The 26,072-nt window shown below is 64.1% G+C and carries 25 protein-coding genes; 10 read left to right on the forward strand and 15 right to left on the reverse strand.

Going from position 1 to position 26,072, the window contains the following annotated elements; genetic code table 11:
* The coding region (locus tag GSQ89_RS09165; protein ID WP_254073135.1) for a DUF6065 family protein at positions 1–351 on the reverse strand (351 nt) is incomplete at its 3' end.
* A gap of 268 nt (positions 352–619) precedes the next feature.
* On the opposite strand from GSQ89_RS09165, the gene parE reads away from it, so the two are divergent.
* The 7 genes from parE to serS all read left to right on the forward strand — a co-directional run bounded on the left by parE (position 620) and on the right by serS (position 7,395).
* Positions 620–2,602, forward strand: coding sequence for a DNA topoisomerase IV subunit B (parE, locus tag GSQ89_RS09170; RefSeq protein ID WP_158924571.1), 1,983 nt, complete (start codon positions 620–622; stop codon positions 2,600–2,602).
* A gap of 383 nt (positions 2,603–2,985) precedes the next feature.
* Entirely contained in the window at positions 2,986–3,495 is a 510-nt protein-coding gene (locus GSQ89_RS09175; RefSeq protein ID WP_158924235.1) for a GNAT family N-acetyltransferase, read from the forward strand.
* A gap of 30 nt (positions 3,496–3,525) precedes the next feature.
* Positions 3,526–4,275 carry a metallophosphoesterase gene (locus tag GSQ89_RS09180; protein WP_158924237.1) on the forward strand — a complete coding sequence of 250 codons (750 nt, stop codon included), beginning with the start codon at positions 3,526–3,528 and terminating at the stop codon, positions 4,273–4,275.
* Positions 4,276–4,354: 79 nt separating this feature from the next.
* Entirely contained in the window at positions 4,355–4,882 is a 528-nt protein-coding gene (gene tatB, locus GSQ89_RS09185; protein WP_158924239.1) for a Sec-independent protein translocase protein TatB, read from the forward strand.
* Between the two features lie 3 nt (positions 4,883–4,885).
* A complete protein-coding gene (locus GSQ89_RS09190; RefSeq protein WP_158924241.1) occupies positions 4,886–5,344 on the forward strand; it encodes a hypothetical protein in 459 nt (152 codons plus the stop codon).
* Positions 5,345–5,369: 25 nt separating this feature from the next.
* Complete coding sequence (gene tatC, locus GSQ89_RS09195) at positions 5,370–6,113, forward strand: twin-arginine translocase subunit TatC (RefSeq protein WP_158924573.1); 744 nt, start codon at positions 5,370–5,372, stop codon at positions 6,111–6,113.
* Between the two features lie 4 nt (positions 6,114–6,117).
* Complete coding sequence (gene serS, locus GSQ89_RS09200) at positions 6,118–7,395, forward strand: serine--tRNA ligase (RefSeq protein ID WP_158924243.1); 1,278 nt, start codon at positions 6,118–6,120, stop codon at positions 7,393–7,395.
* A gap of 22 nt (positions 7,396–7,417) precedes the next feature.
* On the opposite strand, the gene GSQ89_RS09205 is transcribed toward serS, so the two are convergent.
* The 4 genes from GSQ89_RS09205 to GSQ89_RS09220 all read right to left on the reverse strand — a co-directional run bounded on the left by GSQ89_RS09205 (position 7,418) and on the right by GSQ89_RS09220 (position 9,975).
* Positions 7,418–7,852 (reverse strand): growth inhibitor PemK, encoded by a 435-nt coding sequence (locus GSQ89_RS09205; RefSeq protein WP_158924245.1) that lies wholly within the window; start codon positions 7,850–7,852, stop codon positions 7,418–7,420.
* Between the two features lie 11 nt (positions 7,853–7,863).
* A complete protein-coding gene (locus tag GSQ89_RS09210; RefSeq protein ID WP_158924247.1) occupies positions 7,864–8,136 on the reverse strand; it encodes a type II toxin-antitoxin system prevent-host-death family antitoxin in 273 nt (90 codons plus the stop codon).
* Positions 8,137–8,338: 202 nt separating this feature from the next.
* Positions 8,339–9,163, reverse strand: coding sequence for an LLM class flavin-dependent oxidoreductase (locus tag GSQ89_RS09215; RefSeq protein WP_158924249.1), 825 nt, complete (start codon positions 9,161–9,163; stop codon positions 8,339–8,341).
* 14 nt (positions 9,164–9,177) lie between these two features.
* Positions 9,178–9,975: an enoyl-CoA hydratase/isomerase gene (locus GSQ89_RS09220; protein WP_158924251.1), complete on the reverse strand. Its 798-nt coding sequence runs from the start codon at positions 9,973–9,975 to the stop codon at positions 9,178–9,180.
* Between the two features lie 96 nt (positions 9,976–10,071).
* Here GSQ89_RS09220 and GSQ89_RS09225 point away from each other — a divergent pair, with 96 nt between their 5' ends.
* Positions 10,072–10,872: an enoyl-CoA hydratase/isomerase family protein gene (locus GSQ89_RS09225; RefSeq protein WP_158924253.1), complete on the forward strand. Its 801-nt coding sequence runs from the start codon at positions 10,072–10,074 to the stop codon at positions 10,870–10,872.
* Positions 10,873–11,095: 223 nt separating this feature from the next.
* Here GSQ89_RS09225 and GSQ89_RS09230 read toward each other — a convergent pair whose 3' ends face one another.
* Positions 11,096–11,542: a MucR family transcriptional regulator gene (locus GSQ89_RS09230; protein ID WP_158924255.1), complete on the reverse strand. Its 447-nt coding sequence runs from the start codon at positions 11,540–11,542 to the stop codon at positions 11,096–11,098.
* A 112-nt stretch (positions 11,543–11,654) separates the two neighbouring features.
* Here GSQ89_RS09230 and GSQ89_RS09235 point away from each other — a divergent pair, with 112 nt between their 5' ends.
* Positions 11,655–12,494, forward strand: a complete 840-nt coding sequence (locus GSQ89_RS09235) for an SDR family NAD(P)-dependent oxidoreductase (RefSeq protein WP_216856078.1) — start codon at positions 11,655–11,657, stop codon at positions 12,492–12,494.
* A gap of 211 nt (positions 12,495–12,705) precedes the next feature.
* On the opposite strand, the gene GSQ89_RS09240 is transcribed toward GSQ89_RS09235, so the two are convergent.
* The 3 genes from GSQ89_RS09240 to GSQ89_RS09250 form a co-directional block, all read right to left on the reverse strand.
* Entirely contained in the window at positions 12,706–13,722 is a 1,017-nt protein-coding gene (locus tag GSQ89_RS09240) for an ABC transporter substrate-binding protein (protein WP_158924259.1), read from the reverse strand.
* Between the two features lie 370 nt (positions 13,723–14,092).
* The gene (locus GSQ89_RS09245) at positions 14,093–15,277 is read right to left on the reverse strand and encodes a DUF1501 domain-containing protein (RefSeq protein WP_158924261.1); all 1,185 of its coding nucleotides are present in this window, start codon (positions 15,275–15,277) and stop codon (positions 14,093–14,095) included.
* Positions 15,278–15,281: 4 nt separating this feature from the next.
* Positions 15,282–16,568, reverse strand: coding sequence for a DUF1800 family protein (locus GSQ89_RS09250; RefSeq protein ID WP_158924263.1), 1,287 nt, complete (start codon positions 16,566–16,568; stop codon positions 15,282–15,284).
* Positions 16,569–17,043: 475 nt separating this feature from the next.
* Between GSQ89_RS09250 and fusA the strand changes: the two genes are divergently transcribed.
* The gene (gene fusA, locus GSQ89_RS09255; RefSeq protein ID WP_158924265.1) at positions 17,044–19,131 is read left to right on the forward strand and encodes an elongation factor G; all 2,088 of its coding nucleotides are present in this window, start codon (positions 17,044–17,046) and stop codon (positions 19,129–19,131) included.
* A 938-nt stretch (positions 19,132–20,069) separates the two neighbouring features.
* On the opposite strand, the gene GSQ89_RS09260 is transcribed toward fusA, so the two are convergent.
* The 6 genes from GSQ89_RS09260 to GSQ89_RS09285 all read right to left on the reverse strand — a co-directional run bounded on the left by GSQ89_RS09260 (position 20,070) and on the right by GSQ89_RS09285 (position 25,841).
* The gene (locus tag GSQ89_RS09260) at positions 20,070–21,344 is read right to left on the reverse strand and encodes a beta-ketoacyl-ACP synthase (protein ID WP_158924267.1); all 1,275 of its coding nucleotides are present in this window, start codon (positions 21,342–21,344) and stop codon (positions 20,070–20,072) included.
* Between the two features lie 13 nt (positions 21,345–21,357).
* The gene (locus GSQ89_RS09265) at positions 21,358–22,539 is read right to left on the reverse strand and encodes a beta-ketoacyl-ACP synthase (RefSeq protein WP_158924269.1); all 1,182 of its coding nucleotides are present in this window, start codon (positions 22,537–22,539) and stop codon (positions 21,358–21,360) included.
* Positions 22,529–23,002 carry a 3-hydroxyacyl-ACP dehydratase FabZ family protein gene (locus GSQ89_RS09270; protein ID WP_158924271.1) on the reverse strand — a complete coding sequence of 158 codons (474 nt, stop codon included), beginning with the start codon at positions 23,000–23,002 and terminating at the stop codon, positions 22,529–22,531. Before GSQ89_RS09270 ends, GSQ89_RS09265 begins: the two co-directional genes overlap by 11 nt.
* 34 nt (positions 23,003–23,036) lie before the next feature.
* Positions 23,037–23,318, reverse strand: coding sequence for an acyl carrier protein (locus GSQ89_RS09275; protein ID WP_158924273.1), 282 nt, complete (start codon positions 23,316–23,318; stop codon positions 23,037–23,039).
* Between the two features lie 172 nt (positions 23,319–23,490).
* Positions 23,491–25,122, reverse strand: a complete 1,632-nt coding sequence (locus tag GSQ89_RS09280) for a gamma-glutamyltransferase family protein (RefSeq protein WP_216856079.1) — start codon at positions 25,120–25,122, stop codon at positions 23,491–23,493.
* A gap of 92 nt (positions 25,123–25,214) precedes the next feature.
* Positions 25,215–25,841: an SMP-30/gluconolactonase/LRE family protein gene (locus tag GSQ89_RS09285; RefSeq protein ID WP_158924577.1), complete on the reverse strand. Its 627-nt coding sequence runs from the start codon at positions 25,839–25,841 to the stop codon at positions 25,215–25,217.
* Positions 25,842–26,072: the final 231 nt, after the last annotated feature.

Genomic DNA, 26,072 nt, shown 5'->3' on the forward strand with positions numbered 1-26,072 from the left:
CTTCGGGCTGTTCGGTGACCCGCCGACCCACAAATTCCAGCCCGGCGGCGTGCGAAACAAACCACTGATGTGGAACGTCAATATGGCCTCGCCAAACGTCGACACCGGCGTATGCGCCGGGCTGGTGTCCGGTGGCACCTGCACGACGACGTCACCCAGTCCGCTACCACCGCTCCAGATGGCGTCGAACGAAACCGGACACAGGATCTCCCAGCCATGCGCATTGGCGGTCGTCAGCGGCAGGCAGCGATACGCATACGACAGGGAGGTGCCATCCATCCACGCGCGAGTCGTTTCGGCCGGCCGGATCATCGGCTCCCAACTCGATCGCAGATAGCAAATCAGGTCCATGGTCGGCCTCTTGGCTGTACGCTTCGGAGTCCAACCATACGCCGGGTCGAAACCCGCGTCTCGACCCAAGCGCGCCGCAATTCAAGGCAGCCGGGACGGCCCCGGCAATATCCAACTTCAGGCAAGACAGTTGCCGAAACCGCCCACCCCCATGTAGGGTGCGACTCAGATTTGGGAACACAGCATGAACGATCTGTTTGGCCCAGGGTCCGACAAGGCGTCCGACAAGCCGTCCGAAAAGTCAGGACCAAAGCCGCCCGCCAAGCCAATGAAGGCGGACACCGACAAGCGCCTGCCGCTGCCTGCCCGCGACGACTCGGACTATTCGGCCAAGGACATCGAGGTCCTGGAAGGGCTGGAGCCGGTTCGCAAACGCCCCGGCATGTATATCGGCGGCACCGACGAAACGGCGCTGCATCACCTGGCAGCGGAGATTCTCGACAACGCGATGGACGAAGCCGTTGCCGGCCATGCCAGTTTCATCGAGGTCTCGCTCGAGGAAGGCAACTGGCTGACGGTGCGCGACAACGGCCGCGGTATCCCGGTCGATCCGCATCCAAAATTCAATAATATGAGTGCGTTGGAGGTTATTCTTACCACGCTACATTCGGGTGGTAAATTCGGTGGCAAGGCTTATGCGACCTCCGGCGGCCTGCACGGCGTCGGCAGTTCGGTCGTCAACGCGCTATCCGAAATCATGGACGTCGAGGTCGCCCGCGACCGGGTGATGTGGAAGCAGTCCTACGCCAAGGGCAAGCCGACCACGAAGCTGATCAATGCCGGGCCGGTGCACAACCGCCGAGGCACCAGCATCCGCTTCAAGCCGGATACCGAGATTTTCGGCGCCACTCTGTCGTTTGTCCCCAGCCGGCTGTACCGGCTGTGCCGGTCGAAAGCGTATCTGTTCCGCGGCGTCGAAATCCGCTGGACCTGTGCGCCCGCGCTGCTCAAAGGCAAGGACGACGTCCCGGCCGAGGCGGTATTGCACTTCCCAGGTGGCCTGCGCGACAGCCTGACCGCCGATATCGGCGACCTGGCAAAAGTCTTGCCGCAAATCTGGGCGGGTGAGGCGGCTCTACCAGGCGAAGCCACCGGCAAACTCGAATGGGCGGTGGTCTGGCTGGAGCAGGGCGACGGGTTCCTCCACTCCTACTGCAACACCGTGCCGACGACACAGGGCGGCACGCATGAGGCTGGATTCCGAGCCGCCTTGGTCAAGGGCCTGCGCGCCTGGGGCGATCATCGCGGCAACAAGCGGGCAGGGCAGATCACCGCCGACGATGTCCTGGACCCTGTGGCGGCGAAACTGTCGCTGTTCCTGCGCGATCCGCAGTTCCAGGGCCAGACCAAGGAAAAACTGACCAACGCGGAGGCCGCAAGGCTCACCGAAGGCGCCCTGCGCGACCGGTTCGACCATTTCCTGGCAGGCGATCCGGCCTCGGCCGACAACTTGCTGTCCTTCGTGATCGAGCGCGCCGAAGACCGCATCCGCCGCAAGGAAAACAAGGATACCGCTCGGAAATCCCCCACAAGGCGCCTGCGGCTGCCCGGCAAACTGACTGACTGCTCGCGCGAGAACGCCGCCGAAACCGAAATCTTCCTGGTCGAGGGCGACTCGGCCGGCGGATCCGCGAAACAGGCACGCAACCGCGAAACCCAGGCGGTATTGCCGCTACGCGGGAAAATTCTGAACGTCGCCAGCGCATCGGCCGACAAGCTGCGGCAGAACCAGGAACTGAAAGACCTGATCGAGGCCCTGGGCTGCGGCGTCGGCGATCGCTTCGACCGAACGAAGCTGCGCTACGGCCGGGTCATCATCATGACGGACGCCGACGTGGATGGCGCCCACATTGCCTCGCTGCTGATGACGTTCTTCTACCGGGAACTGCCGGAACTGGTGCGCCATGGGCACATTTACCTGGCGCAGCCACCGCTGTACCGGCTGACCCAGGGTGCGAAATCGGTCTACGCGATGGATGACGCCGATCGGGAACAGAAGATGCGGCGGGCGTTCAAGGCCGGCACCAAGGTGGAAGTCAGCCGCTTCAAGGGCCTGGGCGAGATGCCGCCCGCCCAGTTGAAGGAAACCACGATGGACCCGGCGAAACGGACCCTGCTGAAGGTGATGGCGGTGCCGGAGATGCGGGCGCAGACCAACGACCTGGTGGAAAGCCTGATGGGGCGGCGGCCGGAACTGCGCTTCGCATTCATCCAGGATCGGGCGAAAACGGTCGAGGAGGTGGATGTCTAAAGCGTCTCCACCCTGACCGAACCCACCGCGGCCTAGCCGTCATGGCCGGGCGTGTCCCGGCCATCCACGCTTCATCGGCCAGTGCGAAGGCGACCTGGAAGCACCCATCCATCGTAGCCGAACCCACCGCGGCCCACCCATCGCAGCCGAACCCACCGCGGCCCATCCATCGTGGCCGAACCCACCGCGGCCCAGCCGTCATGGCCGGGCGTGTCCCGGCCATCCGCGCTTCATCGGCCGGTGCGAAGGCGACCTGAAAGCGCTCATCCATAACCAACATATCGCCCTGCCATCCGCCCGCCACCGGCACACCGGCCTCAACGACCTCCCCCGGATGGACAGCCCATCCTCGGACCAGCAACACTGCCCCCCGGGAGGCTCGCATGGGCATCGAAACATCGCGTCTGATCCTGCGTCGTCCCACCCTGTCGGATGTGCCCCGGCTCTTCGCGTTCCTCGGCGACGCACAGGCCATGCGGCACACCCACGCCGACGCCTCGTTACGGCAGTGCCGCCGCCGCATCGCGGTCCACGAGTGGCAACGTCGCCGCAACGGTTACGCCCCCTGGACCGTCCTGACCAAGGCCGATGCCCGGATGATCGGCTGGGGCGGCCTGTATGACGATCCATTCGACCCGGGCTGGGGCATCGAGGTCGGGTACTACTTCGACCCAGCCGCATGGGGAAACGGCTACGCCACGGAACTGACGCAGGCCTGCACCGCATTCGCCGACGATGTTCTCGGCGTGCCCGAACTTCGCGCGTTCGCTCGGCCCGGCAACATCGGCTCGCGGCGTGTGTTGCAGAAAGCGGGATTCGACGTGGTGCGGTTCGTCCCCGAAATGGATCGCTTCCTCTACCGGCGTGGCCGCCCCGCCGCGCGAGTTGCCTGAATCCCCGTTGCCCTGTAACCCCGATGCGCAATGATCGAACTTTCCCGCGCACCCGCGTCCCTGCCGCCCGGCCGTCGTATCTACGCCATCGGTGACATCCACGGATGTGCCCGGCAACTGGCCGACCTGCATGGCATCATCGCCGGCGATCTCGCCAGCCGCCCCATCGCCTCCGCCCTGCTGCTCCACATCGGCGACTACGTGGACCGCGGCGCCGACACCGCCGGCGTCATCGCCAAACTGGTCGATGGCTGCCCCATTCCCGGCATGGACATGGTCAACCTGATGGGCAACCACGAGAGCACCATGCTGGACGCCCTGTCGGGGGAACGTGCCGCCGGCACCGACTGGCTGTTCGCCGGCGGCAAGGCCGCCTTGCAGAGCTACGGCATCGATCCCGACGGCCCGCGAGACCGATGGGCCGCCCTGATCCCCCAATCCCATCAGGATTTTCTCCGGAACCTGATCCTGATGCATCGCGAGGGCGGTTACGCCTTCATCCATGCCGGTGTCCGCCCCGGGATCCCCCTGGAAAACCAGGCCCGCGACGACCTGCTGCGCTCCCGCCAGCCGTTCCTGTATTCCGAGGCCGATTTCGGCGCCGTCGTCGTGCATGGCCACACGCCGGTGAAGACCCCGGTCGTCCGCCACAACCGCATCGCCATCGACACCGGGGCCGTGTTCGGCGGCAAACTGACCTGTGTCGTCCTGGAAGCCGACACGCTGGGCTTCCTGACCGCCGACCCGATGGACGAACCGGTGTCTATTGCCCATCGGTAACCCGGCCGCGCCCACGCGACAGGTTTCCCCGGCGCCCGCTTCCTGCTAGCTAGCGCCCCCCGGAGACATACGCACACCCATGTTCGATTTTGCCTGGTCGGAAATACTCTTGATAGGCGCCGTCGCGTTGATCGCGATCGGCCCCAAGGACATGCCCGCCGCCATTCGTACCGCCTCGAGCATGATCAAGAAGGCGCGCCGCATGGCCGCCGAATTCCAGACCCATGTCGATGAGATGGTGCGGGAGGCCGATCTCGGCGACGTCAAGAAAGCCTTTTCCGACATTCGCAACCTGGATATTCCCAGCCTGCTGGAAAAGCACGTCGATCCGGACCATTCGATCCGCGACACCTTCGCCGACAATCCGCTGGAACCATCGTTTTCCGCCGCCAGCGAGGTCTCCACCCTGGATGAGGTCGCCGTCAGCGCCCCGCCCATCCTGGAACCGCTGTCCGACCCCGAAGCGGTACCCGCGAAGCCCCTGGCACCGGCCTTCATCCCACCAGGCCTTGTGCCGCCTCCGCCGATCCTGGCCGCCACGCCGCCAGCCGAGGCTCCGGCTTTCATTCCCCCCGAAGCCGTGCTGCAACGCCAGTCGAAAGGATAGGCGATGCACCTCGTCATCGGCGCGTCGCCGTTCCATACCATCGGCGCGTCGCCGTTCCCAAACATCGGCGCGTCGCCGGTCCTAAGCGTCCGGCGCGAAAGAACCGCTCCAGAGGAGGCACGGCTGCCCGATACCGTCATGGCGGGCGCAGGCCCGCCATCCACGCCTTTTCCGGGATCGGCATGGGAAGGCGTCCGGCGCGAAAGAACCGCTCCAGAGGAGGCACGACTGCCCGATACCGTCATGGCGGGCGCAGGCCCGCCATCCACGCCTTTTCCGAGATCGATATGGGAAGGCGTGGTTGGTGGGCCCGCGCCCACCATGGCGACGAGAGGCCGATGCCGTATGCTCGTCGATTCGGATATTTCGCGCCGGACTCTAAATATCGGCGCGTCGCCGTTCCAGAACACCAGCGCATCGCCGCTTCCACAGACCGAGAAAGCCGAACGTGGCAACACCTGAAGACGACCCCATCAACGACAAGCCGATGCCGCTGCTGGATCATCTGATCGAGTTGCGCACAAGGTTGATCTGGTCCGCCGGCACATTCCTGGCGTGCTTCGGCGTGGCCTACTATTTCTCCAGCGATATTTACTATTTTCTGGCCGAACCGCTGGCCAATGTGATGCGCGCGCAGGGCAATCCCGATCCTCACCTGATCTACACCCAGCTATACGAGGCATTTTTCACCAAGATCAAAGTGGCGTTCTTCGGCGGCATGTTCGTCGCCTTTCCGATGATCGCGGTGCAGCTATGGCTGTTCGTGGCACCGGGCCTGTATCGCAGTGAGAAGCGGGCGCTGCTGCCGTTCCTCGCCGCCACGCCAATCCTGTTCGTCGCCGGCGCCGCGCTGGCCTACTATTTCGTCTTCCCCTTCGCCTGGAGGTTCTTCGCCAGCTTCCAGGACCCGATCGGCGGCGGCGGCGTGCCGATCGAACTGCTGCCGAAGGTCAGCGAATACCTCGACCTGGTCATGAAGCTGATCTTCGCCTTCGGCATCACATTCCAGCTTCCGGTGGCGCTGACGCTGCTGGCCAAGGTCGGGATCACCAGTTCGAAGCAACTCCGGAAATTCCGCCGCTATGCCTATGTGGGAATGTTCATCATCGCCGCGATCCTGGCGCCGCCCGACGTCATCACCCAGTCCGGGCTGGCCCTGCCGCTGATCGCGTTGTACGAAATCTCCATCATTTCCGCCAAATGGGTCGAACCGAAGCCAGTCGAGGCCTGAGTCCATGCACGATATACGAGCCATTCGTGCCGATCCCGCCGCCTTCGACGCCGCCATGGCGCGCCGCGGCCTGCCGCCGGCCGCGGCGGAGCTGATGGCCCTGGATACCGACAGGCGCGCGGCGCAAACCGCCTTGCAAGAGAAACAGGCACGCCGGAACGCCCTGGCGAAGGAGATCGGCCAGGGCAAGCGCGCCGGCGCCGACACCGCCGCGCTGGAAGCCGAGGCGACCACCCTGCGCGGCGACATGGACAGCCTGGAAAAACACGTTCCGACGCTGGACGCGGGCATTCGCCACATCCTGGAGGGCTTGCCCAACATCCTGGATCCGTCCGTCCCCGACGGTCCCGACGAAACCGCCAACGTTCGGCTGAAGCAGACCGGCCAACCACGCGACTTCAACTTCACGCCCAAGCAGCACTTCGAACTGGGCGAAGCCCTGGGGATGATGGATTTCGCCACCGCCGCCAAGCTCGCCGGTGCCCGCTTCACCGTCCTGCGCGGCCCGCTCGCTCGGTTGGAGCGCGCACTCGGGCAGTTCATGCTGGACCAGCACACGCAGGGGCGTGGCTACCTGGAAACTATCGTGCCGTCGCTGGTCAATGCGGCGGCAGTGTTCGGAACCGGCAGCCTGCCGAAATTCGAGGAAGACCTCTTCAAAACCACCGACGGCCGCTACCTGATCCCCACCGCCGAGGTCCCGCTGACCAACACCGTCGCCGGGGATATCGTGCCGGAGAAGCAACTTCCCCTGCGGTTGACATCACTGACCGACTGTTTCCGCAGTGAGGCAGGCGCGTCCGGCCGCGACACGCGCGGCATGATCCGCCAGCACCAGTTCCGCAAGGTTGAACTGGTCTGTATCGCCCATCCCGACAAAAGCGGCGAAGAGCACGAATGGATGACCCGCTCCGCCGAAATCATCCTGGAGAAACTGGATCTGCCCTACCGGCGCATGCTGCTGTCGTCCGGCGACACCGGCTTTGCGTCCACCCGTACCTATGATCTGGAAGTGTGGCTGCCAGGCCAGGGCATGTACCGGGAAATATCCTCCTGCTCCAACTGCAAGGACTTCCAGGCTCGGCGCATGAATGCCCGGTTCCGAGGCGGAGCGGACGGCAAGACCGTCGCCCACGTCCACACACTGAACGGCTCAGGTGTCGCCATCGGGCGTGCGCTGATCGCGGTCATGGAAAACTACCAGCAAGCAGACGGATCGATCGTCGTGCCGGACGTGCTGCGGCCATACATGGGCGGGCTGGAAAGCATCAGCGCGGGGTAGAACAGGGAAGGGTGGTCGCGGTTCAGTCCCGTGACGTGGCCGTGCCCTGGCCGGCGCTCCAGACGTGCGCGAACTTCACCAAAATCTGGTCGAACATACGGGGCGGCAGGAATCCGTAAGCGAAACGGTCGCGGCTTGGCGGAATCGGGCGGAGGTCAAATCCAGGCCAGGCGAACTCGTTGATTTCATCGAGGATGACCCATGAACGCGCGTCGTCCAGGCCCAGATGTCGCTTCACCGCGAGGGGAATTTCCAGTGCCACGTCAGCGTTGTGCGGAGGACTGTGCGTTACCGGCGAGACGCGCACCAGAATGGTGCCGTCGGCTTGGTTCTCGACCGCCAGCACGATGACGCAGGGACGGGACTTGGTGCCCTCGTCTCGCCCGGCGTTGTGTTCGTGGTGCCAGAGATAGCTGTAGGAGATGACGAGGCCGAACCGCGGCTCAGGAAGCGCCATTGGCCCCCAGCCTATTCCTTGTCGAGCAGCGCATTGAGGTGATCATGCTCCGGATCCATGCGGCCCGCCGTCATCCGGTCGATCTCTTCTTTGCTGAGATCGGTGACGGCGCGGCTGCGGCGGACGAACGCCTTGAGCCGCTGCATCTCCTCGAATTCGATAGCGGAGATGAAATACCCCATGGCGCGGCCGTGGCTGGTAACCGCCACCGGTTCACGTTGGGCGATTTCCCGATATTGGCCGAAATTCCTGGCAAATTCAGTGGCAGGGACTTCCCGCATCATGCCTCGCTTTCAATTGCGTATTTTACGCAATTTGCGGATTTTGTCAATTGAAGAGGAAAACCGGGCGCCGGCGATACTTGAACTCCGATTGACATGCATCGTCGCGGCGCCAGCGGTTCCCATCGTTCGGTTGACCCAATTATTTGTCCTGTCGCCCGACCCATGGCCTCAGGCAATCACGCGACAGGGCTCGGGCACGGGATCAGCGCATCAACCCCGCGATCGTCTCCAACTGCCCCGGATCGCCAGACGGCACCACCAGAAGCGCATCGTCGATGCCGGTATCTTCCAGTCGCTTCAACCTATCCCTGGCTTCCCGCGGCGAGCAGAACAGCGTGATCTTCGGCGTGTGCGTGAACGGCAAACCGCCCGGCGTGTCACGGAAATCGGTGAAAATATTCGCCAGGATGGCCCGTTTTCCGCCCGCGTCGCGGAACATCTTCACGCCGATCGCCAAGTCTTCCCAGGACGTATGAATCCCCGAGGCAATCCAGCCCTGCAATACTTTCGCTGACAAATTGATCCACCGCTCGCTGCGCCAGGCACCCAACAGGACCGGCGGACCACCCTTGCTGCCCGGCCAGACCGACAACGCGGGGCCGTAGACCGGCTCGCCCGCCCACACCCGCCGCATCACCTCCAGGTGAGCGGTCAGCAATTTGAAACGAGCATCGTAATCGACCTGCACGGCATCGAAATCGTGCTTTGTCGATCCGCTGCCGACACCAAACCGGAAGCGTCCTCCGGACAGCACGTTCAACGTCTCCGCCCGGTGAGCATGTTCGACCGGATGGCGCAGCGGCACCTGCACGACGCAGGTGCCCAGTTCGATGCGCGACGTCTGGGATGCCAAGGCCCCCAGCAGGATCAGCGGATCGAGCGTCGGCTTGCCGCGAGCAAAGGCGTCGGTGACCCACAGTCCGTGGAAACCGAACGCCTCCACCTGGCGCGCGATTGCGGTGACATGTTCCACGACTTGGGCGCCGGTTTCCTCGGCGGATGGAATAGTGACGATACCAATACGCATACCAATGTGTTCCCTTACTGCCCGCTGAATTTCGCCGGCCGCTTCTCGCGGAACGCGGCGACACCTTCCTCGAAGTCTTTCGTCATGCCCGCCCGGGTCTGCAGTTTCGCCTCCAGGTCGAGTTGCTCGCTGTAGCTGTTGTCCATGGATTCCCAATACATCTGCCGGATCAGCCCGATCGACTTCGGACCCGCCGCCAGCGCGCGCGCCATGTCCATGGCTTTTGGCATCAGCGCGTCGTCTTCCTCCATGCGGTTGATCAGCCCCCACGCCAGCGCGGTCTCGGCCGGCAGTCGTTCGGCCAGTAGCGACAGTTCCATCGCCCGAGCCATGCCGATCAGCCGCGGCAGTATCCAGGATGACCCACAGTCCGGCACCAGCCCGATTCGCGCGAAGGCCTGAAGGAACGAGGCAGAACGCGCAGCGATCCGAATATCGCCGGACAAAGCGAGGCTCATGCCCGCGCCGGCGGCCATTCCGTTGATCGCCGTGACGATCGGGATCGATAGGCCGCGCAGCCGCATGAACATCGGATTGTACCATGTCTCCAGGTCGCTTTTCGCCTCCCCACGTGCCTCGGCCGCTCGGTCGCGCGGCGGCCGGTCGGGATCGTTCAGATTGGCGCCCGAACAGAAGGCGCGCCCAGCGCCGGTAATCACCAGGCAGCGCGCCGAACCGGCTTCGATCTGATCCATCGCGGCCGTCATGTCTTCCCGCAATTTCTGCCCGAACGCGTTCAGCACGCTGGGGTCGTTCAGCGTCATGACCGCGACGTCACCGGTCGTTTCAAGGTGAATTCTGCCGTGTTTCATGGTGTCCTTCCTGGCGTCCTTCCTGGTGCCGGTTTGCCATCCGGTTCATCACGCCTAGGCTAACAGCAATGCCCACGAAGACCAGAGGAGGATGGCATGGACACACCCGACGACCGGCAATACGTTGTGTACGAATGCAACGACCACATCGCGACAATTGCATTGGACCGACCGGAAAAACTGAATGCGGTCAGCGATGAAGTCGTCCGCCAGTTGATGGCGGCGTTTCGCCGATTCGATTTGGACCCGGATGCGCATGTCGCGATCCTGTGCGGCCGCGGCAGGGCATTCTGCAGTGGCGCCGACGTGCATCAGCGGCAATTGCGCTCGCGGGAGGAATTTGAGCGTCTTGGCGGTCCCCAAGGACATGGCGCCAATTCCGGCGATCTGTTGTTCCAGTCGGTCAATTGGAAACCGGTCATCGCCGCGGTGCACGGTTATGTGCTCGGTCTTGGTCTCGGCCTGGTGCTGGACTGTGATCTGATCGTCGCCGAAACGGGCACCCGGTTCCAGTTGACCGAGACATCTCGCGGCCTGGGCGCGGCGAAGCACTGGGCGCAGTTTCACTTCCGCGGGGCAGGGGCGTTCGGCGACGAAGTGGCGTTGACCGGACGGTATTTCACCGCCGAGGAAGCACTGGCGGCGAATGTGATCAACCGGGTCGCATCAAAGGATACAGTCATGGACGCGGCAATGGCACTGGCTCAGGCTGTTGCCGCCAACCCGCCATTGTCTGTAAGGGCGACTGTCAGGGCACGCCGCTGGTTCCTGGATCGTTACGCAAAGGAGGCTGCGTTCCAGCAGGCGCCCATGCGTTTGTATCTGACCGAGGATTTCCGGGAGGCCGCGTTGGCCTTCAAGGAGAAGCGTAAACCGCGTGCTTTCAAAGGGCGGTAATAGTCCGATCCCAACGCTTGGTTTCCAGGCGTTGGGTGAATCGGCCCACCAAATTGACGCCTGGTGGATATAATCTGACGATTCCTCCGTCAGATTATAGCTAGTAAAGACGTTCAGCCCCTATAACGACGACTGGCCCGGACGGAGCCGGGCCAAGACGCCAGTAGAGGTCGAAGGAGACACTGGAAAGCTCCTCCGGCCGGGCTTTGTCGCAGTCTACGTCTTAGACCCGAGTGCCGGCTTTGCGACCAGGCTTGCGGCCAGGCTTCTTCGGCGGCGGTACGACTGTCCGGCTCCGCCCCAGGCCCATCTTCTTGGCCAGCGTGGACCGGGTTTCGGCGTAATTCGGTGCAACCATCGGATAGCTCGACGGCAGACCCCACTTCGCGCGATACTGATCGACCGTCAGGTTGTGTTCGGTCATCAGATGCCGTTTCAGCATCGTCATCTGCTTGCCGTCTTCAAGGCAAACGATGTAGTCCGGGAACACCGATTTGGTCACCGCGACCGCCGGCTTGGCAGCTTCGACTGGCGCCGCCACTTCCCCGACATTCGCCAGGGTTTTGTAAACCTCACGAATAAGACCCGGCAGCTCCTCAACAGAGACCGAGTTCTTGGTAACATGAGCGCTTACGATCTGAGCCGTGAGGCCCAACACATCTTCTGCCATATATTTCTTTCCTGCAATCCAGCTCCAGCAATATACCGCAGCTTGGGTAATGGCGCCATAGTATTTTGTAAGATTCCCTTATAATATGTCGTTGCGAAGGACGCAAACCGAATTGCGATCGGCTGATTTTGCCGGCATCATTCCTGTAGAGGCGCCGGGGGAAGCTATGGAACTGGAATTAAACGGTAAGGTTGCGTTGGTAACCGGGGCGAATCGCGGAATTGGCGCGGCGATCGCGACGGAACTTGCAAGAGAAGGCATGCATCTTTGCCTTGTGGCCCGCGACCCGGTGAAGCTTCAGGACGTTGCTGACACCCTTGTGAAGACGGCAAATATCAACGTTCAGGTGTTCCCCGCCGATCTTCGCCACCCCGATGCGCCGCGGCAGGCCATTGCGGCGGCAGTCGGTCATTTCGGACGCCTCGACCTGCTGGTGAACAATGCGGGGGCAACCAAACGGGCGGACTTCTTCACATTGACAGAAGAAGACTGGCAGGACGGATTCGCGCTGAAATTTCACGGCTACGTGAGAATGACCCGAGCCGCCTGGCCGCACTTGCGCTCCACCAATGGCAATATCGTCAACATCGTCGGTATTGGCGCCCGCTCGGGATCCGCCGAATTCACCATAGGCGGGTCTGTCAACGTCGCTTTGCTGAACTTTACCAAGGCAATGGCGGACATCGGCATATCGCAAGGTGTTCGCGTCAATGCGGTCAACCCGGGGTTGATCGCCACAGACCGTTTCACCCGCAATGTAGAGCGCGTGATGCGCGAACGTGGTTTCAACCGTGACGAAGCTCTGACGTTTCTGGTATCCTCGCACGGCACAACCCGAGTCGGAAAGCCGGAGGAAATCGGTAATCTGGTCGCCTATCTCGCATCCTCGAAAGCCGATTTCATTCAGGGCTCCATCATTGATGCCGATGGCGGCGCGACTCGATCCCTGTAGGCGTGGGACGGCCTATACCAAGTCGCATTGACATCGACACACCCACCTGGTCATGCCCCGTCGCCAGTAACCCCGTCATGGCCCGCCGTCAGTAACCCCGTCATGGCCCACCGCCAGTAGCTCGTCATTGCCCGCTGTCATTAACCTCGTCATGGCCCGGCGTCAGTCCGGGCCATCCGCAACAGTAACCCACTGTATCAGACCGGCGGTTCTAACTCCCGTCCTTCCCGGCCATGTTTTCCCAAAACAGGTCCTGCCAGTTCGTCGGCTTATGCTTCAACGTCCCCACCTTGTACATAAAGTCCGCATGTTCCTGCATCCCACGCGGCGTTGAGCTGTAACTAATAAGGGAAGGATCGCGAATCATCCGCTCGATCCAGTCGACCCCCTGCTTCGTCGGTTCTCGCGCGATGTACAATTCCGCCGCTTCGTGCGGATGGGCATGGATCCATACGATCGCATCCTCGAACGCCGCCGCCGTCGCCGCATATAGTTTCGGATTGGCGTCATGGAAGCGCGCCGAGACATACACCACCGTGGATGACGACCCCGGCTCCATCACGTCGTTCGAGCTCATCACCAGGTGCGCCTTGCCCGATTCCAGCTCCGCAACCGAGAATGGAATGATCGTCGCCTGATTGCGGACCTCGCTCAGCCCCCCCAGCAGGGCGGCCTCGCCATCGGGGTTCGACATCGAAACGGTCAACGGGTCGAGCCGGAACCGCTGATCCCAGCCCCATTCCTTGGCCGCGGCCATCTCCAGCGTGATCGCCTGGTCGGTGACCTTGATCGCGCTCACCGCGATACGGTCCTTGTCGGTGAAGTCCTTCAGGCTGTGGATACGCGGATCGGTGCTGACGACGAACATCGGTGAGCTGTCCAGCGGCATCATCCCGCGCACCTTGTTGGCGCCGCGGGTCTTGTCCCACAACGTCAGCGCCGGCCCAAACCCACCCATCGCCAGATCGGCGTCGCCGGCCAGGATCATGTCGCTGCCCGCCGGCCCGCTGGACAAGCGTGTCAGCGTGACCTTGATCGGCCCAAGCCCAGCCGCCGCGGCCCGCGCCTCAATCATATGTTGATCGACGGCCACATAGCTCGGCAGATACACCAACCCATAGGGCTGGGCGATGCGAACAGTATCGGACTCCGCCCGAACCTGATGCGGCAGCAGAAGCGCCAACAGCAACGGAACGCTCGCCCGCCTTGCCCATTTTCGAACGGACATCCTGATCTCCCTATTTCTTCTTGGCGATGGAGATACCGCCGCCGTCGCGGTACCGCAACCGACGGATTGCGCCACTTTATATTGCGCATCATGATCAAGAAACGACTATTATTACCGTATGACGACAACTAAATTTTGATTATCGACAAAAATATTCCGAAACAGAATAAGGGCCTCCAACAGGCCTGGCGTGCCGCGCGTCCGCCAACCAGTTCCGTATCCAGCGAAACGACACGCGAATCCCTGCGCACTCTGCGCTCCGCTCCGCGGCCTCTGCATCGAAAACGGATTGTCGGCACACACCGGCCTGCCCGTGGCGGACAGGTTACCCCAGCTCCACTAGCAGGGGGTGACCCCAGACAACCACCCCTCAGGTCCGGATCAATCCCGCCATCGCACCAGCCCCGCCGCTCCCCGGGAAGACCCGTCCCAGCGCACCGGCATCCAGCCCCAGATGTGACGCCAGCATCCCCTTCGCCACCGCCCGCAGATCGGCGGTCGGCGCCAGGTCACGGTTCTCGAACAACTGGCCCGTCCCAAGCCCCGGCCATGTCGTCTTCACCCGCCCGCCGGCGACCGCGCCACCGACGACAAACGCCACCGTCCCCGTGCCGTGGTCCGTGCCCTTGTTCCCGTTCACCCGAGCGGTGCGCCCGAACTCCGTCATCACCAGCACCGCCGTCTGCGCCCAAGCCGGCCCCAGCGCCGTCTTCAGCGCGACCAACCCGGCATCGAGTTGCGTCAGCGGCCCCTTCAGCCGGTTGGTCTGTGCGGTGTGCGTGTCCCACCCGGTGATCTCCAGCGCGGCGATGCGGGGCCCGTCCGCGGCGGCCAGCATCTCCCCAGCCGACCGAGCCAGCGCCGGAAACGCGTATTTCGCCTTTGGCTCCGTATCACCGGCCATCACGGCGGCGCTGAACCCCCGTGCGCGCAACCCCTCGGCGATCGCCGGCCCGATCACCGGATCATGCCGGTTCAGCGCGGCGATCGTCGCGTACAGACCCGGCGCCGGCTGGGAGAACCCGTGCGGCGCCCAGTTCGCCACCCGAGCCGGCCCCCGCAGCAGCAGCGGCACCGACACACCGACGGCAAGCGCATCCCCCTCCGGCCGTGCCGCCGAAACCGCGGGCAACGCCATCACCGCGCGATTGAGCCAACCGCTGGTCATGCGATGGTCGGCCCCTGATTCCAGGTAGTCCTGCGCCTCGAAATGGCTGCGCACGCGATAGGACCCAGCAACGGCGTGCACCACCAGTGCCTCGTTTGCCTTATACATGTCGTGCACGCCCGCCAGCGCCGGGTGCAGGCCGAAGAATCCACCCAGGTCCAGCACCCCATCCGGCTGCCCCGGACCCGCCGGCACGATCTCGCCGCGCAAGCCAATCAGGCCGGCGTCGCCATAGGGCACCACGGCGGCCATGCCATCCAGCGCACCCCGCAGGATAATCACCACCAGCCGTTTGTCGGTCGGCGCCGAGGCCAGCGCCAGGCTGGTGCCTCCGAAGCTGAAACTGGTGGCAAGACCAAGCAGGGCGGTGCGGCGAGAGATGTTCATGGGATCAACGCCTCTGAAATTCTGCACTGGCCAACAGCAGCGTCATCCCCTCTCGGCGAGACCCCGCTCGGTCGATCGCATCCCGGGTTTCCGGCCGCAGCAGCGGCCCCAGCGTACCGTCGGCGATCTCCGCGACATCCCGGTCGCCGATGCGCCCGGCAAAACCGCTCGCCCAGTCGATCCGGCGCAGCATCGCCTCCGGCGCGGCCCAGTCGGCGGCGCGATCCGGCCAGCCGTTCGGCGCGGGTGCGTTCCACAGCGGCTGGCCCAGCCCGCCCACGATGCCCATCATGGGGATCTTGTCCGGCGGAATGTCCAGCACGCGAACGCTGGCGACGACATAGTCCATCGGCGTCCGCAACTTGGCGCCGGGCCGCCATGCGGCATCCAATCGCACCAGCGCCGCCGAGGCAGCGCCCAAATTGCCCTTGGTGTCGCGCAGCACCGCCTCGATCGCGCGAACCGCGTCCGGCGGCGGATCGTCGGCGACGAAGTGCCGCACCAGCTTGGTGGCGAGAAACCGGTGGGTCGAGGGATGATCGGCAAGGAACGCCAGAGCTTCGACCCCGCCGGCTTCGTCGGCCGGGAATTGCCGCCCCATCAAGGTCTGGACGCCGGGTTCGTGGGCGAACGGCCGATAGCGGAAGCCGGGCGGATCGGCTTTCAGGTCGATCGACCAACCGGTCAGGATTTTCGCGAACGACGTCACATCCGCCTGGGTGTAGCCTGACCGCGGGCTGACGGTGTGCAGTTCCATGCACTCGCGCGCCAGGTTTTCGTTCAACCCGCGATGGATTCGCTGCCCCACCGGGCTGTCGGGGCCGAACGAGCCGGCATTCTCCAGATACAGCAGCATCGCCGGGTGACGCATCACCGCCAGCACCATGTCGCTGAACCGGCCGGTGACATGCGGCCGGATCGCCTCCTCCACAAAGGCGGCGGCAACGGCGGCGCACTGGCCCTGGCGGCGGGAGACGGTGAAATGGTTGGTCCAGAACCACACCAGCCGCTCACGGAACGGGGCAGGGGTCGTCACCGCGTTCGCCAATTGCGCCGCACCCTGCGCCTTGAACAGCGCGGCGGAGCGCGATTCGCCGGGCGGCGGCTTTGTCTCGCGATCTTCACGCAGCGCCGTCAGCCCCATGGCTGTGGTCGGCGGATCGTCCAGCCGTGTTGGATCGGGCTGCCGAAGCTGGTTCAGCAGCCAGACCGCCGGATCGGGCGGCAGCGGTTCCGCGCCCCGGCGGCCGAGGCCGAAACGCACGAGAGCCTGCGCGGTAAGTATGTCCATGGCAGCAACCATAGCCCCGTGGCCTGTTTCACACTGTGATAAACGATCAGGATATTTGCCGCCGCCGCCTTAGGGTTTGCGGCAATATAACCGGATCGTCTGGCGAGGGACGCCAGTCTCTCATCGTCATGGTGGGCGTAGGCCCGCCATCCACGCCGCGCAGTATGGGGTTCGGAAAAGTCAGAGATGGCGAGCGTACGCCTGCCATGACGGGTTTGGGCGACACTGCCGACGTCGAAGCGCTTATTGATCCACGAAGCCTCAGTCATGACGCCAGAAAGTATCTGCCACCACGCACTGAACTGAATTCGCACTTGCAAAACCGCGCGCACTGTCGCATTTCCCGCTTCACATAACCGGCCGAGGGTTCGGTCGGCACCTTGGGCGGGCGCGCGGGGTTTTCCCCGGATCCAGCGATGGGTCACGCGCCCTTTCTGATATGCCCGCCCGTTCGCCTGTCTGATGGAGGTTTGCCGTGTCTACTACGCCGCTCGATAGAATTAGAAACATCGGTATTACCGCGCATATCGATGCCGGGAAGACCACGACGACGGAGCGGATTCTCTACTACACGGGTGTGTCTCACAAGATCGGTGAGGTGCACGACGGCAACACCACGACCGATTATATGGATCAGGAGCGGGAACGCGGGATCACGATCACGTCGGCGGCGGTCACCTGCGAGTGGAAAGACACCCGCATCAACATCATCGACACCCCCGGCCACATCGACTTCAACATCGAGGTCAACCGCAGCCTGCGCGTGCTGGACGGCGCCATCTTCATCATCGAAGGCGTGGCCGGTGTGCAGCCGCAGTCCGAGACCAACTGGCGCCTGGCCGACCGTTACAACGTGCCGCGCGTTATCTTCATCAACAAGCTGGACCGTACCGGTGCGGACTTCTATCGCGCCTACGACACTTTGAAAGAAAAGCTGGATATCGTCGCGCTGGCGCTGCAACTGCCGATCGGCGTGGAAGACCAGTTCCTCGGCGTCGTCGACCTCGTCGAGATGAAGGCCATCGTCTGGGAAGGCGGTGAGCTCGGTGCGAAGTACCACTATGAGGACATTCCGGCCGACATGGCCGACAAGGTGGCGGAGTACCGCCAGACCCTGCTGGACACCGCCCTGTCGGTCGACGAGCAGGCGATGGAAGAATATTTCGACAAGGGCGACGTCTCGATCGAGACCATGAAGCGCTGCATCAAGCGCGGCACGATTGATGGCACGTTCCGCCCGGTGCTGTGCGGCACGGCCTTTAAGAACAAGGGCGTGCAGCCGTTGCTCGACGCGGTGATCGACTACCTGCCATCCCCGATCGACGTGCCCGGCATCGCCGTGGCGGTCGAGGAAGGTGACGACGAGACCACCATCGCCAACCGCCGCCGCATCAAGGCCGACCCGAAGGCCCCGTTCGCCGGCCTGGCGTTCAAGATCATCAACGACAAGTTCGGCGCGCTGACCTTCGTCCGCGTCTATGCCGGCACGTTGAAGTCCGGCGACACGGTGATGAACACCACCAAGGGCCATCGCGAGCGCATCGGCCGGATGTTCCAGATGCACGCCGACAAGCGTGAAGCCATCACCGAGGTCGAGGCCGGCGACATCGCCGCCTTCGTCGGGCTGAAAGACACCGGCACCGGCGACACGCTGGCGTCTGCCGATGACCAGGTGGTGCTGGAGCGTATGGCCTTCCCGGTCCCGGTCATCGACATCTCCGTCGAGCCGCGTACCAAGGAAGCGGTGGAGAAAATGACCCTGGGCCTGCAGAAGCTGGCCGGTGAAGACCCGTCGCTGCGGCTGAAGACCGACCAGGAAACCGGCCAGACCATCCTGTCCGGCATGGGCGAGCTGCACCTGGAGATCATCATCGACCGTCTGCGCCGCGAATATGGCGTGGACTGCGATATCGGCGCCCCCCAGGTCGCGTATCGCGAAACGATCTCCAAGGAGCATACCGAGACCTATACCCACAAGAAGCAATCCGGTGGGTCGGGCCAGTACGCCGAGGTGAAGATCATCTTCACCCCGCAGGAGCGGAACGCCGGCGTCCTGTTCGAGAACAAGGTCGTCGGTGGTTCGGTGCCGAAAGAATACATCCCGGCAGTGGAAAAGGGCATCAAGGTGCAGGCCGATACCGGCGTGCTGGCCGGCTTCCCGACGGTCGATTTCAAGTACACGCTGGTTGACGGCAAGTACCACGACGTCGACTCGTCAGCACTGGCCTTCGAAATCGCCGCCAAGGCCTGCTTCCGTGAAGGCATGAAGTTGGCCGGCCCGATCATCCTGGAGCCGATCATGGACGTGGAAGTGACCACGCCGCAGGATCACGTTGGCGACGTGGTGGGCGACTTGAACCGCCGCCGTGGTCAGATCCAGAACCAGGAGAGTTCGGGGTCCACCGTGATCGTGCGTGCCCATGCGCCGTTGAAGGAGATGTTCGGCTATATCTCCCACCTGCGCAGCATGACGAAGGGCCGTGCGTCGTTCACCATGCAGTTCCATCACTACGACCCGGTGCCGCGCAACGTCGCCGAGGAGATCATGAAGAAAAGCGCCTGATTTCAGGCGTTACGACCTTCTGAAAAGGCGCGGACCGGCTTGGTCCGCGCCTTTTTTGTCGCGATCTTTCATAAACCACTCGTTCTCATTTCATCCAGGCAGACTGCGCCCGGACCCGAATTATCACCGCACTCGGATCCGAATTGTCATTGCGAGGAGCGAAGCGACGCGGCAATCCCCCTCCCATCGGCCGCAGGTGACCAGGAACCATCGTGTCAGTCGCCAGACGCAGCAAAGCCGGAATTGATACCAACATGTGTGGCTCTGATAGCGTTCGATGCTAATATCACCTGACAAGCCAAATGCGCGGGACGTGGGCGAGCCTGTTTACGGAATAGCGGCGTTTGCCTGGCATCTGCTGAGTCCGCTCTCAGGTGCCAAAGGAAGAATCGAAACGCAGATGAAGGCCGGATGCACGCAGATTCACGCGGATGTCGCGATTGGATCGTTCGGCGTCTGACCGCACCCGAACCGATCTTCAGGCGATCGGGTCGCACAGACCATCCGCGTGAATCTGCGTGCATCCGGCCTTCATCTGCGTTTCAAATTCTTGCTTTCGTTGTAGCCGGCGCATGGCAGACCGCTCTGGACCTACGAACGGTCACCGCGTGCATTCGGAACATTGTCAACAATTGACGCTATAAAGTCACTGGCATTGACGCCGACTCTTCGGTTGATCAGTCCGTCATCCCGATACCCGGGTCAAACCTGGGGACACGCTCCGGTCGGCCTCCACGCCTTTTGCATGCGAAAACAAAGAGATGCTTAGCCGACCTGGCCCATCATGCCGGTTGCACGCATCCACTTCCATCTGCGTTCCAATGCTTCCTTTCGCACCTGGAACCAGACTCCGAAACTGCCACCCAAACGCCCGCTATTCCATGACCAACGGCGATCGAATCACAACCGCACTCGCCCAGACCCGTTCGGACTCGTTACTACACCGTCCCAAGCACCAGGCAGACATTCTGCCCGCCAAACCCGAACGAATTCGAAATCGCATGCCGCACACGAACCGCCCTGGCAACATTCGGCACGCAATCCACCGGCAGTGCCGGATCCGGAACATCGTAATTGATCGTCGGCGGCAACAACCCGTTGCGGATCGTCAACACCGAAAAGATCGCCTCCACCGCCCCCGCCGCCGTCAGGCTGTGCCCGATCATCGACTTGTTGGACGACATCGGGATCGACCCGGCCCGCTCTCCAAACACCGCCGAGACCCCAACCCATTCCATCTTGTCGTTTTCCGGCGTCCCGGTCCCGTGCGCATTGATATACCCAATCGCATCCGGCTCCAGGCCCGCATCCGCCAAAGCCTCCCGCATGCAGGCGATAATCGGCTTCCCATCCGGCGAGGACCGGGTCCGGTGGAACCCGTCCGCCACCTCTCCACACCCCTCGACCACCGCCAGCACCACGGCGCCCCTGGCCCGAGCCCCGGCCAGGCTCTCCAGCACCAGGGCCCCGGCGCCCTCGGCCATCACGAAGCCCTCGCGATCCTTGCTGAACGGCCGGGACGCCGACGAAGGCGGATCGTTCCGCGTCGACAGCGCCGACAGCAGCGAGAACCGGATCAGGCTCTCGGGATTCACCGACGCATCCGTCCCGACCACCAGCGCGGCGTCGGTCTCGCCCCGGCGGATGGCCTCGACCCCAAGCTGGATCGCCGTCCCACCCGATGCGCAGGCCGTGGACGTGGCCACCGGAGAGCCCTTCGTGCCAAACCGCTCCGCCAGGTTCTCGCCAACCGAACTGAACAGAAACCGCCGGTAGTAAGGCTCAAACGAGCCATTCCCCGCCACCCGCAACAGGTCGTCATACGTCACGGCGTCATTCGCACCGGAGGCGGCCGCCAGCGCGAAACGCTGCCCCCACTCCATCTCCACCGGCGGCAACGCGAGGAACAGCGGACCCGGAAAGTCGCCAACCCGGCCGATGCCAGCCTCGCCAACCGCCTCCTCGATCACCAGCTCCGCCAACCGCTGCGACAGGGCAGGGGCCGACGGTTCGGGCACCGGGACGAAATCGACGGTCCCGGCGATGGTGGTGCGCAGCCCATCGATCGGAAAACGCGATATCCGCCGAATCCCGGACACCCCACTGGTCAGCGCCGCCCAATTGTCCGCCTGGCCCTGCCCGAGCGATGTCAGCACGCCCATGCCGGTGACCACCACGATGGGTCGTCCCAAATGATCGGTGTCCTTGGTCATCCAGCGGTCTCCCTCAAGCCGTGGTGACAAGGGCGAGCGATTCGCCGCGCCAATGCCCCCACGACGTCACCAGCGCCTGTGTCAGCGGCGCCGTCATCGCTTGTTCGGCTGCCTCCAGCGGCGGGAACAGCACGCCATGCCGCACCGCCATCGCCGCGAACGCCAGGCTGGCCGGGAAGGACGGCTCCAGCGAGTGCCCCACCGCCGTCGCGCTGGCCCGCACCGGCAACCCAAGCCCCGCCAGGAACGCACTTTCTTCCCGTGTCGCGGCCGCCGCCCCCGAGGCCCCGGAAATCACCGCCGCCCCCGCCGGATCGTAATGCGCCGCCATCGCCTCGAACTGTGCCTTTGCATTGGCGGTCGCCTGTCCCGGCTGCCGGAGGCACCGATCCGAACGGATCGCCGCGATATGCGCGTATGCCGAGGCCCCGCGAGCCGCCGCATGCGTTCGGCTTTCGATCACCAGGAAGCAGCCGACCGACCCCAGCAGCAGCCCGCCGCCTGCCGCCTGCCGCGCCCAGACCGGACCGAACGGAGACCGAAGCTGCAGCCCGCCCATCTCGTAGTGCAGCAGCACGTCCGGCCGTTGCGCGTTATACGACCCGCCCACCAGCATGATGTCGCCCTGGCCCGCGGCAATCCGCGCGCAGACGATCCGCACCGCATCCGCGCCGCTGGCTTCCTCGCCCATGAACGTGCGCGACGACCCGATCACGCCATGCACGATGGAGATATTGCCCGCCAAAAGGTTGGACAACTGCGCCAGGAACAAGGTCGGCCGCAGGTCGCCCAGCAGGTGCTCGTTCAGATAGGCGCCCGGATTCGCGGCCTTGGGGTATCCGGACAGGATCGCGGCATCGACCGCGTAATCCCGCTCCCCACCACCGGCCGCGACGATCATCCCCATCCGCGACAGCAGGTCGGTGTTACCCTTCACCCCGGCCGAGTCCAGCGCCTGGCCCGCGGCAAACACGCCTATGCGCTGCCAGGCCTCCATCTGCCGCTGGTCGCCGCGCTTGGGGATCTGCTTGTCCAGTTCCAGCGGCGCCAGGGGATGCACCGCGAACGGCGGAAAACTGTCGGTATCCAGCACCGGCGTGAACGCATTCAGCGCCGCCCAATGCGCGTCGGCCCCGGAACCGAGGCAGGAAACGATGCCAATCCCCGTGATCAGGGCGTCGCGCTCATGCGCCATGGGTGAATTCCTCGGGCAGTCCGATGCGGCGGGCGGTTTCCAGCATCGCCGCTTGCAACGTCTCATTGGGGAACGCGACGACGCCATAGCGGATTTCGGCCTCGGTCACTTTCTTTCCTCCCGCCGTGATGGCGGCCTTCACCACCGCATAGCCGGAGCCCTCATGCAGCAGGGCCGCCTCGGCCTCCAGCGCCTGGCCCGGTGCGACGAAGGCCCGCATCTTGGCCTTCTCCACCTGCATCAGGAACGGCATTTTGGCACAGCGCAGCGTGGCCAGCACCAGCCAGCCGCCGGTCTGCGCCATCGTCTCGATCATCAGCACGCCGGGCAGGATCGGGTAGCCGGGGAAATGCCCCTCGAACACCGGGGATTGCTCCGGCACCTGGCACGCGGCGGTGATCCGGCCGCCGGCGACATCCAGCTCGGTGATCCGATCGACCATCTGGAAGTATTCCAGGCGCATCAGGTCACCGTTGCTTTATGTCACAAAAACCTGGTCAAGCGGCCTTGGCCGCGACCAGCTTGTCGATGTTGGCGCAGAGGTTCTTCAGCACGAAATACTCGTCGGTCGTCACCGTTCCGGCGTTGACGTCCTGAGTCCACTGCTCCAGCGGCATCTTGATGCCGAATGCCTTGTCGATGGCGAAGGCAACATCGAGGAAATCCAGGCTGTCGATACCAAGGTCGTTGATCGCATGGCTATCCGGCGTGATCTTGTCTGGTTCGATATCGCAGGTGTCGGAAATAATCCCCGCCACGGTTTCGTAGGTCGATGCCATGCCCTAGCCCCTGAGAAAGACGGCGGGCACTATCATTGTCGCCCATGGGTGGCAAGAGTCGGTGGCGGCTGGGAAAGCCAGCGCGCCGCCTCAGGGACACGCGGACAACCTGTCTGCCGCCGTTTTCGCCTCCGCCGGCGATGAACCGCCCGCCAGGGTCAGATGACCAGCCTCAGAACCCGTCCGCGTAGCCGTCGCGTTGCGGGTCGGCGCCGCCCTCCAGCCGTCTATCCCAGGCCGTGATGCCGTGCGGCGCCGCGAACGGATACGACAGCGCGGAGCGGCGGACCTCGTACCCCATCGCCTCCACCGCCCGCTGCACGCGCCGCGGGATGCGGTTGGAGATATCGATCACGTCGGTGGTAGCCGAGAACCGAGGCGCGGAAACCGCCTCCTGCATCGTCATGCCCCAGTCCAGGACGTTGAGCAGCGCCTGCAGGATGGCGACGCCGATCCATGCGCCGCCCGGCGCGCCGACCGTCATCACCGGCGTCTCGCCCTCGAACACCAGGGTCGGCGACATCGAGGAGAACCGGCGCTTGCCGGCGGCGATCGATCCGGGCCGGCCGGGACGCGGGTCGTACCAGTTCATCGCCCCGTTCAGCATGAAACCGGTCCCCGGCGGGATCACGCCGGACGGCACACCCAGCGTGTGGGTCAACGAAACCACCATGCCGCCGGCATCGATGCAGGAAACGGTCGTCGTGTGCCGGGAATCGCCCCCGGTTCGCGGCAGCGATGCCTTGTCCCCGGCTCGGATGCGCTTGGCGCAATCGTCCGCGTAGCCGTCCGACAGCAGGAACGCCAGCGGCGGGACGACGAAGTCGGGATCGCCGATATGGGTTTCCTTGTCGCGCCCGGCGATCTTCATCGCTTCCGCGACCACCCGGATATACGCGGGGCTATTATGACCCAGGAGCGCGAGGTCGAAGCGCTCCAGGATACGCAGCATCTCCGCGATCACGATGCCGCCCGCCGGCGGTGGCGGCGTGGCGATCCGCCGGCCGCGATAGGTGATCTCCAACGGCGGATGCGCGCGCGAACGGAAGCCGGCGAGGTCGGCCGCGGACAGCAACCCACCACCAGCCTTCATATCGGCCACGATCCGCGCCGCGATGCTGCCCGTGTAGAAGCTGTCCACGCCATCCCGGGCGATCGTGCGCAAGGTGGCGGCGAGGTCGGGATTTCGCACAGGATCGCCGACCCGCTTGGGGGTGCCGTCCGCCCGCAGATACAGCGCCCGCCCATCCGGCGTCGCCGCCAGTTTCGCACTATAGCGCAATCGCCCATACGCCGCTTCGTTCAGCGAGAACATGCCGGCGACGTGGGGGCGGACGACCCATCCGCCTGCCGCGGCGTCGATGGCGGGTGCCAGCAGGTCGGGCCACGGCAGCCGGCCAAACTGAGTATGGGCGGCCTCGAACAAGCGCAGGACGCCCGGCGTGGTGACCGCCGCATGCCCGAGTTCATTGACCCCGCCCGTCAGCATATAGCCGTATCCGTCGGTACATTCGCCTTCGAACACCGACTCCCACATAGCGGGTGTGCACGCGCCCGGGCAGGTCGATAACCCGTCGAGCACGATATGGCGGCCGGTTGCCGGGTCGAAGATCTGCATGCTGCCCAGGCCGCCGATGCCGCACATCATCGGATCGACCACGCCCTGGGTGAAGGCGCAGGCCAATACCGCGTCGACCGCGCTGCCGCCGGCGGCCAGGACGGCATAACCTGCCTCCACGGCCTCCGGCTGCGGAGCCACGATCATCGCGGTGGCGGCGGGCAGGCGTCTCGTGGGGCGAGCCATGGTCCCTCTACGGCTGACGAACGGGTTGTCGAACTGTCAGGCGGGCGTGGCGCCGGCGTCAACCGCACACCGCGACCCGCCGCGCGACGCTGTCAGTGTTGCGCCGCCAAACGCTCGCCGCCCGGTCCGATCAGCCCGGGGTAGGGCGCCTTGAACTTGTAGATCGTTCCGCTGACCGCACCTTCCATGTAGATGTACTGGTTGTTGTCTCCGCCAAAGGCGAAGTTGGTGGCCGCCGCGTCACCATTCGGCAGCGGCACATACCCGATGATGAAGCCGCGCGGATCGTATTCGATGATGCCGCCGATGCCGCATTGCGCCCACAGGTTCCCGTGCACGTCATAATGGATCCCGTCGGGTCCGCCGTTGCCGGGATTGTAGCTGCCGGCGGTGGCGAAGAAGAACGTCGTGTGCGACGGATCGTTGGCACATTGTGAGCAAGCGGCGACCGGGCCGTGCAGGAAGGAATAGTACAGCATCCGGTTGCTCGCATAGTCGGCGACAGCCAGGGTATGATCATCCGGCGAAACCGCGATGCCGTTGGGGAAACTGCCGGTGGAGATGATGCGCCGCAGAATCCCGTCCTTGGAATATTGATAGACCGCACCGGCCTTGTCCGCCGCATCCGGGCCGGGTCCGGTGCCCCAGGGGTCGGTGAAATACAGGTTCCCCCTCGGCGTCGAAGTCCAGGTCGTTCGGCCCCTTGAACAGCTCGTTATGGAATGTCGAAACCAGCGAGCTCAGTTTCTTCGTGTCCGGATCGTAGACCAGGATGCCCAGATGGCGCGTGGTGACGTAAAGCTTGCCATCGTGCCAGCGCGTGCCCTGCGGCTCGCAGGCGGGACCGATGTCGCCGGACGGATTGCAGTTGAACACCGGGACCAGCTTGGCGTCGGGCGTCAGGTAGGACACCCAGCCGGTGTCGATCGCGACAAACCAGAAATTACCCG

The organism is Acidisphaera sp. S103 (genome assembly GCF_009765975.1).
In the GTDB taxonomy this organism is placed as follows: domain Bacteria; phylum Pseudomonadota; class Alphaproteobacteria; order Acetobacterales; family Acetobacteraceae; genus Rhodopila.

Bases quoted from the DNA above. Each gene is read 5' to 3' on its own strand.
- GSQ89_RS09250 (WP_158924263.1), bottom strand. From the start codon at position 16,568: ATGGACATACTTACCGCGCAGGCTCTCGTGCGTTTCGGCCTCGGCCGC.
- GSQ89_RS09270 (WP_158924271.1), bottom strand. From the start codon at position 23,002: ATGCGCCTGGAATACTTCCAGATGGTCGATCGGATCACCGAGCTGGAT.
- GSQ89_RS09225 (WP_158924253.1), top strand. From the start codon at position 10,072: ATGGACACACCCGACGACCGGCAATACGTTGTGTACGAATGCAACGAC.
- GSQ89_RS09240 (WP_158924259.1), bottom strand. From the start codon at position 13,722: ATGTCCGTTCGAAAATGGGCAAGGCGGGCGAGCGTTCCGTTGCTGTTG.
- GSQ89_RS09190 (WP_158924241.1), top strand. From the start codon at position 4,886: ATGCACCTCGTCATCGGCGCGTCGCCGTTCCATACCATCGGCGCGTCG.
- GSQ89_RS09205 (WP_158924245.1), bottom strand. From the start codon at position 7,852: ATGGCGCTTCCTGAGCCGCGGTTCGGCCTCGTCATCTCCTACAGCTAT.
- GSQ89_RS09220 (WP_158924251.1), bottom strand. From the start codon at position 9,975: ATGAAACACGGCAGAATTCACCTTGAAACGACCGGTGACGTCGCGGTC.
- GSQ89_RS09175 (WP_158924235.1), top strand. From the start codon at position 2,986: ATGGGCATCGAAACATCGCGTCTGATCCTGCGTCGTCCCACCCTGTCG.
- GSQ89_RS09215 (WP_158924249.1), bottom strand. From the start codon at position 9,163: ATGCGTATTGGTATCGTCACTATTCCATCCGCCGAGGAAACCGGCGCC.
- GSQ89_RS09180 (WP_158924237.1), top strand. From the start codon at position 3,526: ATGATCGAACTTTCCCGCGCACCCGCGTCCCTGCCGCCCGGCCGTCGT.
- serS (WP_158924243.1), top strand. From the start codon at position 6,118: ATGCACGATATACGAGCCATTCGTGCCGATCCCGCCGCCTTCGACGCC.
- GSQ89_RS09230 (WP_158924255.1), bottom strand. From the start codon at position 11,542: ATGGCAGAAGATGTGTTGGGCCTCACGGCTCAGATCGTAAGCGCTCAT.
- GSQ89_RS09260 (WP_158924267.1), bottom strand. From the start codon at position 21,344: ATGACCAAGGACACCGATCATTTGGGACGACCCATCGTGGTGGTCACC.
- GSQ89_RS09280 (WP_216856079.1), bottom strand. From the start codon at position 25,122: ATGGCTCGCCCCACGAGACGCCTGCCCGCCGCCACCGCGATGATCGTG.
- GSQ89_RS09245 (WP_158924261.1), bottom strand. From the start codon at position 15,277: ATGAACATCTCTCGCCGCACCGCCCTGCTTGGTCTTGCCACCAGTTTC.
- parE (WP_158924571.1), top strand. From the start codon at position 620: ATGAAGGCGGACACCGACAAGCGCCTGCCGCTGCCTGCCCGCGACGAC.
- GSQ89_RS09265 (WP_158924269.1), bottom strand. From the start codon at position 22,539: ATGGCGCATGAGCGCGACGCCCTGATCACGGGGATTGGCATCGTTTCC.
- tatB (WP_158924239.1), top strand. From the start codon at position 4,355: ATGTTCGATTTTGCCTGGTCGGAAATACTCTTGATAGGCGCCGTCGCG.
- tatC (WP_158924573.1), top strand. From the start codon at position 5,370: ATGCCGCTGCTGGATCATCTGATCGAGTTGCGCACAAGGTTGATCTGG.
- GSQ89_RS09210 (WP_158924247.1), bottom strand. From the start codon at position 8,136: ATGATGCGGGAAGTCCCTGCCACTGAATTTGCCAGGAATTTCGGCCAA.
- GSQ89_RS09275 (WP_158924273.1), bottom strand. From the start codon at position 23,318: ATGGCATCGACCTACGAAACCGTGGCGGGGATTATTTCCGACACCTGC.